General features: G+C 70.4%; 9 protein-coding genes and 1 tRNA gene. 3 read left to right on the top strand and 7 right to left on the bottom strand.

What is annotated here, in order from left to right; translation table 11 throughout:
• Positions 1-98: 98 nt before the first annotated feature.
• The 7 genes from rho to NMK44_RS04835 form a co-directional block, all read right to left on the bottom strand.
• Positions 99-2,228 (bottom strand): transcription termination factor Rho, encoded by a 2,130-nt coding sequence (rho, locus tag NMK44_RS04865; RefSeq protein ID WP_254738530.1) that lies wholly within the window; start codon positions 2,226-2,228, stop codon positions 99-101.
• Positions 2,229-2,632: 404 nt separating this feature from the next.
• Complete coding sequence (gene thrB, locus NMK44_RS04860) at positions 2,633-3,547, bottom strand: homoserine kinase (protein ID WP_254738528.1); 915 nt, start codon at positions 3,545-3,547, stop codon at positions 2,633-2,635.
• 379 nt (positions 3,548-3,926) lie between these two features.
• Positions 3,927-5,045 (bottom strand): threonine synthase, encoded by a 1,119-nt coding sequence (thrC, locus tag NMK44_RS04855; RefSeq protein ID WP_254738526.1) that lies wholly within the window; start codon positions 5,043-5,045, stop codon positions 3,927-3,929.
• A gap of 74 nt (positions 5,046-5,119) precedes the next feature.
• Complete coding sequence (locus NMK44_RS04850; protein WP_254738524.1) at positions 5,120-6,412, bottom strand: homoserine dehydrogenase; 1,293 nt, start codon at positions 6,410-6,412, stop codon at positions 5,120-5,122.
• 94 nt (positions 6,413-6,506) lie between these two features.
• The gene (gene lysA, locus NMK44_RS04845; protein WP_254738522.1) at positions 6,507-7,898 is read right to left on the bottom strand and encodes a diaminopimelate decarboxylase; all 1,392 of its coding nucleotides are present in this window, start codon (positions 7,896-7,898) and stop codon (positions 6,507-6,509) included.
• Between the two features lie 19 nt (positions 7,899-7,917).
• Positions 7,918-8,946, bottom strand: a complete 1,029-nt coding sequence (nrtL, locus tag NMK44_RS04840; RefSeq protein WP_254738520.1) for an ArgS-related anticodon-binding protein NrtL — start codon at positions 8,944-8,946, stop codon at positions 7,918-7,920.
• 685 nt (positions 8,947-9,631) lie between these two features.
• Entirely contained in the window at positions 9,632-10,063 is a 432-nt protein-coding gene (locus NMK44_RS04835) for a response regulator (RefSeq protein ID WP_254738519.1), read from the bottom strand.
• A gap of 235 nt (positions 10,064-10,298) precedes the next feature.
• Between NMK44_RS04835 and NMK44_RS04830 the strand changes: the two genes are divergently transcribed.
• The 3 genes from NMK44_RS04830 to NMK44_RS04820 all read left to right on the top strand — a co-directional run bounded on the left by NMK44_RS04830 (position 10,299) and on the right by NMK44_RS04820 (position 13,348).
• Positions 10,299-10,370, top strand: a tRNA-Arg gene (locus NMK44_RS04830).
• A 270-nt stretch (positions 10,371-10,640) separates the two neighbouring features.
• On the top strand, positions 10,641-11,981 hold the full coding sequence (locus NMK44_RS04825; protein ID WP_254738517.1) for a hypothetical protein: 1,341 nt from the start codon (positions 10,641-10,643) through the stop codon (positions 11,979-11,981).
• 155 nt (positions 11,982-12,136) lie between these two features.
• Complete coding sequence (locus NMK44_RS04820) at positions 12,137-13,348, top strand: serine/threonine-protein kinase (RefSeq protein WP_254738515.1); 1,212 nt, start codon at positions 12,137-12,139, stop codon at positions 13,346-13,348.
• Positions 13,349-13,423 lie beyond the last annotated feature (75 nt).

Genomic DNA, 13,423 nt, shown 5'->3' with positions numbered 1-13,423 from the left:
GCCGCCCCCCTCCCCCCCGGCGGGGCCGCGGCCCCCCCCCCCCCGGGGGGGCCCCCCCCCCCCGCGGCGCCCGGGGCCCCTCTGCGGAGCGTGCCGGATCAGTCGCCGTTGCCCGGGGCGGGCGTGGTCTTGGCGATCTGCATCAGGAACTCGGCGTTGGACTTGGTCTGCTTCATCTTGTCCAGCAGCAGCTCGATGGCCTGCTGGGAGTCCAGCGCGTGCAGCACCCGGCGGAGCTTCCAGACGATGTTCAGCTCCTCCGGCGCCAGCAGGATCTCTTCCTTGCGGGTGCTGGACGGGTCGACGTCCACCGCGGGGAAGATGCGCTTGTCGGCGAGCTTCCGGTCGAGCTTGAGCTCCATGTTGCCGGTGCCCTTGAACTCCTCGAAGATCACCTCATCCATCCGCGAGCCGGTCTCGACCAGCGCGGTGGCCAGGATGGTCAGCGAGCCGCCGTCCTCGATGTTGCGCGCGGCACCGAAGAACTTCTTCGGCGGGTAGAGCGCGGTCGAGTCGACACCACCGGACAGGATGCGGCCGGAGGCGGGCGCCGCCAGGTTGTACGCACGGCCCAGACGCGTGATCGAGTCCAGCAGGACCACCACGTCATGACCCAGCTCGACCAGGCGCTTGGCCCGCTCGATCGCCAGCTCGGCGACGGTGGTGTGGTCCTCGGCCGGACGGTCGAAGGTCGAGGAGATGACCTCGCCCTTGACCGACCGCTGCATATCGGTGACCTCTTCCGGCCGCTCGTCGACGAGGACGACCATCAGATGGCACTCGGGGCTGTTGCGGGTGATCGCGTTGGCGATCGCCTGCATGATCATGGTCTTACCGGTCTTCGGCGGGGCCACGATCAGACCGCGCTGGCCCTTGCCGATCGGCGCGACCAGGTCGATGATCCGGGTCGTCAGCCCGCCGGCCTCGCTCTCCAGCCGCAGCCGGTCCTGCGGGTAAAGCGGCGTCAGCTTTCCGAACTCCGGCCGTCCGCGGCCGGTTTCGGGCGCCATGCCGTTGACCGAGTCCAGCCGGACCAGCGCGTTGAACTTCTCGCGGCGCTCGCCCTCACGCGGCTGGCGGACCGCGCCGGTGACGTGGTCACCCTTGCGCAGACCGTTCTTGCGCACCTGGGCCAGCGAGACATACACGTCATTCGGGCCCGGGAGGTAACCGGAGGTCCGGATGAACGCGTAGTTGTCGAGGATGTCGAGGATGCCCGCGACCGGGATCAGCACATCGTCGTCGGACACCTGCGGCTCGTTGCCGAAGTCGTCGCGGCCACGGCGGCCACGGCGGTCGCGGTAGCGGCCGCGGCGCCCGCGGCGCCCGCCCTCGAAGTCGTCGTCCGCCTCATCGGCACCGGCGCGCTGCTGGCCCTGGCCACGGCCGTCACGCTGCTGGCGGCCGCCGGCCTGCTGGCCGTCGTCCCCCTTGCCGCCGCGGCGGTCACGCTGGCCGCGCTCCCGGCGGTCACCCTTCTGGCCGCGGTCCTGGCGGTCCTGGCGGTCGCCGCTCTTGCCCTTGCCCTCGGCGGTGTCCGCGGCGGCCTCGGCCTTCGCGTCCGTCCTGGCCTCGGCACGGGCGCCGGCCGCGGAGTCGGTCCGGGTCTCCGCCTTGGTCTCGACGGCGGTGGCGGTGGCCCCCTGCTCGGGGCTCGCGGCGGGCGCGGTCGCACGACGGCGGCGGCGCTCTCCGGCGGGCTGCTCATCGGCGGCGGGCTCGCCCGACTGCCCCGGGATCTCGATCTGCTGCTGCGCCACGGCCTTCTCGGCCTTGTCGCTCTTCTCGGCCTTGGCGGCCTTGTCGTTCTTCTCGGCCTTGGTGGCCTTCGCGGACTTCTCCTGCTTGCCCGCGTCAGCGCTGTCATCGCCCGTACGGACCCGGGAGGTGGCACGGCGCTTGGGCTTGGCCGCCTCGTCGGAGGCGGACTCGGAGCTCTGGGCTCCGCCGGAGCCCGCGGCCTGCTTCTCCTTGATGACCTCGATCAGCTGGCTCTTGCGCATCCGCGCGGTGCCCTTGATACCGAGGCTCGAGGCGAGCTGCTGGAGCTCGGCCAGGACCATGGCGTCGAGGCCGGTGCCCGAGCGGCGTCGCCGCGGGGCAGTGCCAGTGGCAGCACCGGTGGCAGGCGCGGCGGGAGCGTCCGTAGCGGGCGCGGCGGCATTGCCGACACTGCTGTCGGAGGTGCCGGAGGCGTTCACGCCCATCAGATCGGTGGTGTCGCTCACGAAGGGTCCTTCCCTGGAGCGGGCGTCGGCCTGTCTGGCTCGGCGACCGGTTGTGCTGTCCGGCTGTGGTCCTTCCGTTACGGACCGGGCCGGGGCGGTGGTCCGCCGGGTTACGGCGGAGAGATCAATTCATGGTTCCGGCGAGACGGAAGACTTTCCTCGGCTCCGCCACGCCGATTCCGGAGCGTGCTCGATACTGCTCAGGCAGGCTGCTCAGGCAGTGCTGGGAGGCTCCCGGAAGAAGGGTGGTCCCGGAGGGGGACACTGAGCACCTCGCCTCCGAGTACATCCAAGAGGCTTCAAGTGCAGACTTGAGGTTAACACTACCGGATCCAACAAACATTCCCCCTCTCCAAGACCGGCAATCGAGTTTTCCCAGCGCCCGGGGCGATCCGGGCGCCGTGTCAGCCGAGCGGCAGAACGCTCGCCCCCCCGGCGTCGAGGGCCAGCCGGTTGGCCGCCCATCCCTCACCCGCCAGTCGTGCGACCTTGTCGGCCGCACCGTCCTCGACCAGCGCGAGCACCGTGGGGCCCGCACCGGAGATGACCGCGGGGACGCCGTCCGCACGCAGCCGGTTCACCAGGGCCACGCTCTCGGGCATCGCCGGAGCGCGGTATTCCTGGTGCAGCCGGTCCTCCGTGGCCGCGAGCAGCAGCTCGGGACGCCTGGTCAGGGCCTCCACGAGCAGGGCCGCACGGCCCGCGTTGACCGCCGCGTCCACATGCGGGACGGTGCGCGGCAGCAGTCCGCGTGCGGTCTCCGTGAGCACCGGGCTGCCCGGGACGAAGACCACCGGAACGATGGAACCGGCCGGGTCCATCCTGATCGCCCGCGCGGCTCCCGCGTCCGTCCAGGCGAGGGTGAAGCCGCCGAGCAGACAGGCGGCGACATTGTCGGGGTGTCCCTCGATCTCGGTGGCCAGCTCCAGCAGCGCCGCGTCGTCCAGCTTCTCGGCCCCGCCTATCGTCACCGCGCGGGCGGCGACGATCCCGGCGCAGATGGCGGCGGAGGAGGAACCGAGACCGCGGCCGTGCGGAATCCGGTTGGCACAGACCACCTCGAGCCCCCGCGGCTGTCCGCCCAGCAGGTCGAACGCGGTGCGCAGGGACCGTACGAGCAGATGGCTCTCGTCGCGCGGCAGGGTCTCGGCGCCCTCACCCGCGATGTCGACGTGCAGACCGGAGTCGGCCACCCGGACCACGACGTCGTCGTAGAGCCCGAGGGCCAGACCGAGGGCGTCGAAGCCGGGGCCGAGATTGGCGCTCGAGGCGGGGACGCGCACTCGGACGGCGGCGGCGCGGAACGCTGGACCGGCCATCGCTCGATGACTCTCCTTGTGTTTGCGTGAGATTACTCGAAGAGGTACGGAAAACCGCGGGGGTTGTCACGCGAAGTACGGCGACGCCGCGCAGAGATGAGGACTCTGCGTCGGGGCGGATTCAGTACAGCCTATCGAAGGAAGGTTCTGTGGCGACATAGGGCGCACGGGAGGCGCACGATGCGTGTCGCGCTCCCTGCCGTCGTCCGCGCCCACTCTACTGGAGCGTTCCGCGCGCCCTCCCCGCTCCCGTGCATCTCTTCCACCAGTTGAGTGGATCGCGAGAAAGCCGCCGGTGGGAGCCGGTGAGAGGGCGGGCGCGGAGCGGGCGCGGATACGGAACGGGCCGGGACCCGAGGGGGTCCCGGCCCGCGCCGCGCTAGACCAGTCCGAGCCGTACGGCCGCGGCGTCCGCGTCCACCGGGACCACCACCGGCTGCGGGGCTCCCGCCACCGCCCAGTCCGGGTCCTTGAGCCCGTTCCCGGTCACCGTGCACACGATGCGCTGGCCCGGGTCGACCAGACCCTGCTCGGCCGCCTTCAGCAGGCCCGCCACGCTCGCCGCGGAGGCCGGCTCCACGAAGACGCCCTCCTGGGAGGCGAGCAGCCGGTAGGCGGCGAGGATCTGACGGTCGGTCACCTCGTCGATGAGGCCGCCCGACTCGTCCCGCGCCCGCTCCGCGAAGCTCCAGGAGGCGGGGTTGCCGATGCGGATCGCGGTGGCGATGGTGCTGGGCTCGCGGACCGGCTCACCGCGCACGATCGGCGCCGCGCCGGACGCCTGGAATCCCCACATCCGGGGGGTGCGGGTGGACCGGGGGTCCTGGCCCCCGAAGGGCGCCGCGTACTCCTGGTAGCCCTTCCAGTAGGCCGTGATGTTGCCCGCGTTGCCCACCGGGAGGACGTGGATGTCGGGCGCGTCGCCGAGCATGTCGACGATTTCGAAAGCCGCGGTCTTCTGACCCTCGATACGGGCCGGGTTGACCGAATTGACCAGCGCCACCGGGTACTTCTCGGACAGCCTGCGCGCCAGCGTCAGACAGTCGTCGAAGTTGCCGTCGACCTGGAGGATCTTCGAGCCGTGCACCAGGGCCTGGCCCATCTTGCCCAGCGCGATCTTCCCCTGCGGGACCAGCACCGCGCAGACCATCCCGGCGCGCACCGCGTAGGCGGCGGCCGAGGCCGAGGTGTTCCCGGTGGAGGCGCAGATGACGGCCTTGGCACCGGCCTCCTTGGCCGCGCTGATGGCCATCGTCATCCCGCGGTCCTTGAAGGATCCGGTGGGGTTGGCGCCCTCGACCTTGAGGTGGACCTCGCAGCCGGTGCGCTCGGAGAGCACCTGCGCGGGAACGAGCGGGGTGCCGCCCTCGCGGAGGGTGACGACCGGGGTCGTCCCGCTGACCGGCAGGCGGTCGCGGTACTCCTCGATGATGCCCCGCCAGCCGTGCCACCGGCGGGTGCCGGACATTCGGGTCCCGGCGTCGGCGATTGCGTTCATGTTTTCCTTACTCCCCTGCTACTGACCCCGCTGCTGTGCGGTACGCCCGCGTCGTCCCACGCTCCACTCGCTCTCTACTCACCCTCGACCCGCATGATGCTGGCGACGTCGCGGACGGTGTCGAGGCGGCGCAGCGTCTCCACGGTCGCCGACAGCGCGGCGTCGCTCGCGCGGTGGGTCACGACCACGAGGGAAGCCTCGCCGTCCTTCCCCTGCTGGCGGACCGTATCGATCGACACTCCGTGCTCGGCGAAGACTGTCGCGACCTGAGCGAGAACACCCGGCTTGTCGGCGACGTCGAGGCTGATGTGGTACCGCGTGACCACATCGCCCATCGGGCTCACCGGCAGCCTGCTGTAGGCGGACTCCCCCGGTCCGGTGGCGCCCGCCAGCTTGTTGCGGCAGGCGGCGACGAGGTCGCCGAGCACCGCCGAGGCGGTCGGCGAGCCACCGGCCCCCGGCCCGTAGAACATGAGCTGGCCGGCGGCGTCGGCCTCCACGAACACCGCGTTGTACGCCTCGCGGACCGACGCCAGCGGATGGGCCAGCGGGATCATCGCCGGATGCACCCGCGCGGTGACCGAGCGGCCGTCGGCGGCGCGCTCGCAGATGGCGAGCAGCTTGACGGTGCACCCCATGCGCTTGGCGGAGGCGATATCGGCCGCGGTCACCTCGGTGATGCCCTCGCGGTGGACGTCGTCGAGGGTGACCCGGGTGTGGAAGGCGATCCCGGCGAGGATCGCGGCCTTGGCGGCGGCGTCGAACCCCTCGACGTCGGCCGTCGGATCGGCCTCGGCATAGCCCAGCGCGGTGGCCTCGTCCAGCGCCTCGCTGTAGCCCGCGCCGCTGCCGTCCATCCGGTCGAGGATGAAGTTGGTGGTGCCGTTGACGATGCCGAGGACCCGGTTGACCTTGTCGCCCGCCAGCGATTCGCGCAGCGGCCGCACCAGCGGGATCGCGCCCGCGACCGCCGCCTCGTAGTACAGGTCCGCACCGCGCTCCTGGGCGGCGGCGTGCAGGGCCGCGCCGTCCTGGGAGACCAGCGCCTTGTTGGCGGAGACCACGCTCGCGCCGTGCTCGAACGCGGTCGTGATGAGGGAGCGGGCGGGCTCGATGCCGCCGATCACCTCGACCACCACATCGATGTCCCCGCGTTTGACCAGGGCGGTGGCGTCGGTGGTCACCAGGTGCTCCGGCACCCCCTCACGGACCCGGTTGGGGCGGCGTACGGCCACCCCGGCCAGCTCCACCGGGGCCCCGATACGCGCCGTGAGGTCGTCCGCGTGCGTCGTCATGATGCGCGCCACCTCTGAGCCCACTACCCCACAGCCCAGCAGCGCCACTTTCAGCGGACGCGTACGCATCATCCGACCTCGTTTCTCATCCATCGTTTGGTGCACCAGTCTCAGGCACTGGACGGGATTTCCTATCCCGGGTCCAGTATCCGAGATTTATTTCTCGCTAGCCGACATCGAGCCGGAGGAGATCTTCCTCCGTCTCGCGCCGGACGATTTCCCGCGCCTGTCCGTCGCGCACGGCGACGACCGGCGGACGCAGCGCATGGTTGTAGTTGCTCGCCATCGAACGGCAGTAGGCCCCGGTGGCGGGGACGGCGATCAGATCGCCGGGCGCCAGGTCCGCGGGCAGGAAGGCGTCCCGGACCACGATGTCACCGGATTCACAGTGCTTGCCCACCACGCGGGAGAGCATCGGCCCGGCGGTGGAGGTACGGGAGACCAGGGCCACCGAGTACTCGGCGTCGTAGAGCGCGGTACGGATGTTGTCGGACATCCCGCCGTCCACACTCACATACGTCCGCAGCCCCGGCAGCTCCTTGACCGTCCCCACCTCGTACAGCGTGAACGCGGTCGGCCCGACGATCGCCCGCCCCGGCTCGACCGACAGCCGCGGCACCGCGAGCCCCGCGCCCCGGCACTCGCGGTGCACGATCTCGCGCAGCGCCGCGGCGATCTCATGCGGCTCGCTGGGGTCGTCGTCCGCGGTGTACGCGATACCGAGACCGCCGCCGAGGTCGATCTCGGGGAGCTCCACCCCGTGCTCGTCGCGGATCTCCTTCAGCAGCCCGACCACGCGGTGGGCGGCCACCTCGAACCCGGAGGTGTCGAAGATCTGCGAGCCGATGTGCGAGTGGATGCCGATCAGCTCCACCCCGTCCAGCTTCAGCGCCCGCCGCACCGCCTCCGCGGCCAGCCCGCCCGCGAGCGGAATGCCGAACTTCTGGTCCTCGTGCGCGGTCGCGATGAATTCATGGGTGTGCGCCTCGACGCCCACGGTGACCCGGATCTGCACCCGCTGGCGCCGCCCGAGCCGCTGCGCGATATGCGCCACCCGCACGATCTCCTGGAAGGAGTCGAGCACGATCCGCCCGACCCCGGCCTCGACCGCCCGCGTGATCTCCCGCGTCGACTTGTTGTTCCCGTGCAGCGCGATCCGCTCCGCGGGCATCCCGGCGGCCAGCGCGGTGGCCAGCTCCCCCTCCGAGCAGACGTCGAGGTTGAGCCCCTCCTCGTGCAGCCAGCGCACCACGGCCCGGGAGAGGAACGCCTTCCCGGCGTAGAACACGTCGGCCTCGTCCCCGAACGCCTCCCGCCAGGCCCGGCAGCGGGCCCGGAAGTCCTCCTCGTCCAGGAAGTAGCCGGGTGTCCCGAACTCCTCGGCCAGCCGCGTCACCTCGATCCCGCCCACGGTGGCCACACCGTCGGCGTTCCGCGAGACGGTGCGGGACCAGACGCGCGGGTCGAGCTGGTTGAGGTCGGCGGGCGGCGCGCTGTAGTGCCCCTCGGGCAGGACGTCGGCGTGGCGGGGCCCGGCGGGGTGGGCGGAACGGCTCATGGTGTCTCTCTCGCAGGTGTCACAGATGTTCTGGAGCGGTGATGCCGAGCAGGTGGAGGCCGTTGGCGAGCACCGTGCCGGCGGCCTCGGCGAGGGCCGTCCGCGAGCGGTGCACGGCCGAGGGTTTCTGCTCGCCGCGCGGGAGGGGCGGACATGTGTCGTGGAAGCGGAAGAAGGCGTCGGCGGTGACGACGAGATGCCGCACCAGCCGGTCGGGCGCCCGGTCCCGGGCGGCGGCCTCGATCGTACGGGGGAAGTCACCGAGCGGGGCGAGGAGGGCGGTCTCGGCGGGGTGCCCGTAGTCGGCCTCGTCCGGCTTTGAGTCGACCCCGAGGTCGTGGGCGTTCCGCAGCACGGCACGCGCCCGCGCATGGGCGTACCGGACGCGGAACAGCGGGTTGGCCTCGCGCTGCGAGAGCAGCCGTCCCGGATCGAGGTCGGGCAGGTCCTGGGCGGCGGGCCGCAGCAGGGCCCAGCGGGCGGCGTCGGGGCCGAGCCGGATGAGCAGCTCGTCGGCCGTAACACCGGCGGCCCGGACGGTGAGGACCTCGCCCCCGGGGCCGTCGTCCGCCGTCCGCCCCCCGCAGGCGGTGACGAGCCCGCGGACGACCTGGGCGACGAGCGCGGTGTGGATGTCCCCGTCGGCCGTCCCCGCGGCGAACCGGACCCGCTCCCCGGCCAGCCCCTCGCCATGCCCGTAACCGGCCCCCTGGGCGAGGACGGTGGCCACGAGGCTCCCGTGGGAGCCGGCGTCGAGGGTGATGTTCAGGAACCCGGGGGCGGCGATGTCGACGCGGGCGATACCGGGGGTGCGGACGAGGCGGCGCCGGAGTATCTCGGCGATCCGCAGCGGATCGCCGCCGTCGCCTCTCTCTCCCCTGTCTCCCCGGGCGAGCTGGAGGGCCACGTTGGTGGCGTAATCACCACACCCGGGCCGCGGCGGAGTCCGCACCTTGACCCGCTCCGGCACGGTCACACACAGTTCGTCGGCCTCGACGGCACGACGCACGGTGTGCAGCACAGTGCGGGAGAGCTGGGCGGGTGTCACGGGACAAGCGTATGGGAGGAGGGGGGTGCCCCCGCGAACCGGTTTCGTCCTTCGGACGCAGAGGTGGTGAACGGGGCGGGGCGCGGGGGCTCGCGCGAGCCCGGGCGCGAGCGCCCCTGGCTCGCGCGAGCCCCGGCGCGAGCGGGGAGCGGGGCCAGGAACGGGCGGGGAGCGGGCGGGCGTGGGCCTCTGCGCGGGCGGGGCGCGGGCCCGGCGCGGGCGCTGAGCAGGCCTCCGCGCGAGCGGGCACAGGCCGGGAGCGGGCGGGGCGGAGGCGGGGCCGGGGACAGGGACGGTGTGCGCGGTCCGCATGGTGTGCGCGACGCGCGCCGGGCATGATCGGGGCGGGGTGGTGGCCGGGCGCGGTCGAGGCCGGGGTGATGGTCGCGGTGACCACAGCACTCGCCCGGCCGCGGGACGAAGCGGGATTGGTCATGGGCGACCGCCACGGTCACCCGACCACGGGGCACAGCCGAGGCAAGGAAGGGCACCGGGACCGCGGCAGGCCGCACCGGCGGAACGGGTCCGGAGACCGGCACCGGGTACACGACCGGCCGCGGAGACGCAGACCGCCGACCGCCGCACGCACGGTGGCCGTGGCCACGCGCACCGGTCGCGGGGGGCGGACCGGAGCACTCGTCACCGGTCGCGGAACACCGCCGCCGTCATCCGGCGACCCGGATGACTAACCGGTGGGCCCCACAACCGGCGCGGCATCACCGGGAGCCGAGGCCCCAGCACCCCCTCGCCTCATCAGCCGACCCACGAGCTGCACCAGCTCGGTCGGCTCGAAGGGTTTCGCCAGGAACGCATCGACGCCCAGCGCCTTCCCACTGTCCATCTCGTACTGCGTACACGCGCTGATGATCGCGACGGGCACGTGGCACGTCCGCGCATCCGCGCGCAACCGTGATGCCGTATGCAGCCCATCAAGTCTGGGCATCACGACATCAAGAGTGATCACATCGGGCCGCACCTGGTGAACGATCTCCAGGCACTCGGCACCATCGGCCGCGGTCACGACCTCGAAGCCCTCCAGCTCGAGGTTGACCCTGATCAGCTGCCGGATGACCTTGTTGTCGTCTACGACAAGGACCCGGCCGGACAACCCAGGCACAAACTGAAGAGTAGGCGCGCGGCCCCTGCCACGTCCGGGTTTTGCCCACTTCCGCCACGTGCGGGGGACCTTCGACCCGGACACCTGCGCCCCCGCCTCCACATGCGGTATATCCCCCTCCGCTCCCGCCGTTCCGCTCCCCCGCACCTCCTCCTCGCCTCTCCCGATAACCGTTCATGACCACCCCGAGTGAGCTGGTAGTGTTCTACCCGTCGCCAAGAACACTGGCGGCAACGCCCCCGTAGCTCAGGGGATAGAGCAACGGCCTCCGGAGCCGTGTGCGCAGGTTCGAATCCTGCCGGGGGCACCTCGCAGTAGGTGCCAGCAGACCCCGCCATCAGCCCATCGGCTGAGAGCGGGGTCTTCGCGTTATGTGCGGGCGGGCGGGTGCCTCCCGGAGCGGCCGCATGGCAGAGCCCGTGGACGGGCTGTGGACGGGATCTCCAGACATCGCCGCAGGTGAAGTGGCACCCCCGTCGGCACCGTCCATCTCATCCGCAGTCCAGCCACTTGGTCGATCCCGACTAAGTGGCTGATCTTTGAACTCAGACGCAGCGCCCGTTGAAGAATGACTGCCATGGTCGCGATCATCCGCACTGCCCTCAAAGAAGAGGAGCACCTCAAGACTTGGTGGCGTCAGAGAGAAGACGGGAGCATGCCTCGCTGGGTAACCACCCAGTACCAGGAACACTGGAAGGGCACGCACGTCACTCTGATCATCACTGGAGCCGAGCGTGACGCCCCACAGGTGACCTACGTTGCGCGGGCCAGCAAGGTGCGCGGGCCGGGCGACGACCTGAAGAGGCGAGTTGAGGTCATCAAGCCGTACCGGCTCCTATCCCCCGTACCGTGGGCAGAACTGGAGGGCTTAGTTCCCCAGCTCTCACGCCGCTATCTATCTCGCGACGGGGCTCTACCGGACGGCGCAGGGAGGCATCTGCTGCAAGCTCTGAGTCAGCGGGCCAGCGACGTCGTTCCTCACCTCCATACTCTCGGAGCAGGGAACAGGCCATCACCTGCCCTGACACCGACCGCCAGGTTGCTCGTAGATGAACGTGACGCGACCCTCACCTCCGTGCGCATGACGGACTTCGACCTTGACGAGCTTGTCAGTTGGGACCAGCCGCACGAGGACGATGACGTTCCATTCGTTGCTCGCGTCCAAACACGTAACGGCCCGTCCCACGAGGACGACCTGATTGCGTACGACGCGCAACGCTTCCGTGATTGGCTGGGGCCAGAAGACTGGCTGAACAGGGCCGCATGGACCGGCTTCAGCCAAGGGGAGCAACGACTAGTCATCTACAACGCCAATCGCAAAGCCGCAGAAGAGACACTCGGCGTCGACCTGATTTACTATCACGAGTCACGCGATTGCTTCGTCATGGTCCAATACAAGCGGATGTCGAAGGGCAGCGGAAAGTCGGACTGGCGCTACTACCCGAACAGCGACAATAATCTTGCTGATCAGCTCGAACGCATGCGAGCGATCGACGACGAGTGCGACAAGCTGAGGCGCGAAGTCGACGATTACCGCCTCTGCTCTAGGCCTTCTTGGTTCAAGCTCCGCCAAGGGGACTCCCTTATGCCAGATGCGAGAAGCCTGACACCCGGAATTTACCTGGCTCGCGAACATTTCGATCAGCTACACAAGAGGTTCCAAGCCCCAGGGAACGCTCGGTCTTTTAGTCGAAAGACGGTTGATCGTTACCTTGACAATACCGAGTTTACCGATCTCGTCGCCGGTGGCTGGATCGGCACCACAGGATTTGGCTCACAAGGAGTGCAACGCCAGCTCGAACTGAGTTTGAGCGGCAGTCGCGAGGTGGTCTTCGCCGCAGTGACTGGCGCTTCGCCTTCTAAGCGCGAGCGGATGCAGCGCCGGCGGGAGCGCGGGACGGATCAACAGCTTTGGTGATGGCACGCGCACCTGCTGAGGGGCTCCCGCCATCCGGAGAGACCACTGCGGGGGCAGCACCGCCTCGTCGGTGCACCCCCACGTCCTCAGTGAGTGGTCTAGCGTGACGACGAGCAGTGCCCTTTGCGTACCCCGTCCCTAAAGAGAGGCCTCACGTGCACATCGCGCCCCTGAGCCCCGAGGACCCCGCCGAGCTCGGCGGGTACGAGCTGCTCGGCAGGATCGGGCACGGCGGCATGGGACAGGTGTATTTGGGGGAGTCGCCGGGCGGCGAACCCGCTGCTGTCAAGGTGATCAAGCCGTCTGTCGTGGACTCGCAGACGCGGCAGAGGTTCGCGCAAGAGGTGGAGATCCTCAAGGCGGTCTGGGGCGCGCGGATAGCCACCCTGATGGACGCCGACGTGGAGGCGGATCCCCCATGGCTGGCCACCGAGTATGTCGAGGGGCTGGACCTGAGTCGGCATGTGGGGACTCACGGTCCGTTGTCCGCCCTGCTCACCGCCTCTCTGGGCGCGACACTCGCCGAGGCGCTGGCAACCGTGCACAAGCAGGGTCTGCTGCATCGCGACCTCAAACCCGCCAATGTGCTACTGGGCCCGAACGGCCCCAAGATCATCGACTTCGGGCTCGCCGTGTTCGCCGAGTCAAGCGTGTCGCTGACCTCCCCCAACACGGTTGTCGGTACTCCTTCCTGCATGCCTCCCGAGCAGGCGAACGGTGAGAGGCCGCTGACCCCCGCGGTCGATGTGTACGCGTTGGGCGCCGTGCTGCTGTTCGCCGCCTCCGGTCACCTCCCCTACCGGGCCGACAACATCCACGTCCTGTTCCATCAGATCGTCGATCCCGCGACCGCTCCGGATCTGTCCGGGGCGCCGGAGGAGCTGATGCCGCTGCTGAGGGCGATGCTCGCCCACCAGGCACAGGACCGGCCCCGGCTCGACGACGTGGTGCGGCAGTGCCGGGCGCTGATCGAAGCGCAGGGGCTGAAGGTTGCCCAGGCGCGGCGCAGGCTCACCAGCTACACAGCCGCTCCGGCGCACCTCCTGGATGAGTTGCTCGGCAGCTCCCGAACCGAGGTGTCATCGCAGGCGCTCTCCAACGGCCGGCGGGTCTCGGACGCCCAAGCGCTCCCTGAGGGGGCCAACGCCTCGGCCGACACTCCGCCCGGCCGACGGCAGCCGCCGGTGCCGCCTCCCGCCGCTCCGAACCGCCCTGACCGCGCTTCCACGGACGCCCCCGCCGCACGGCCTCCCGTCCACCCGCAGGACCGCAGCGGCACCGGACGGCGATCACTGCGGCACAGCGCCCAGGCCCGTATCACCGCACAGCGCCTGCGCGAGGCATACGCCGCCAGTGCGTCCTTCTGACCTATACGCCCGTCTGACCCGCGATACTGAACAGGCCCTTGACGGGCTCCGCGTACGACCGAACCGAACCGCCTC

Source organism: Streptomyces cucumeris (assembly GCF_024295805.1).
Classification (GTDB): domain Bacteria; phylum Actinomycetota; class Actinomycetes; order Streptomycetales; family Streptomycetaceae; genus Streptomyces; species Streptomyces cucumeris.
The sequence above is the reverse complement of the archived record's forward strand: the minus strand, read 5'-3'. Positions and strand labels throughout refer to the sequence as shown.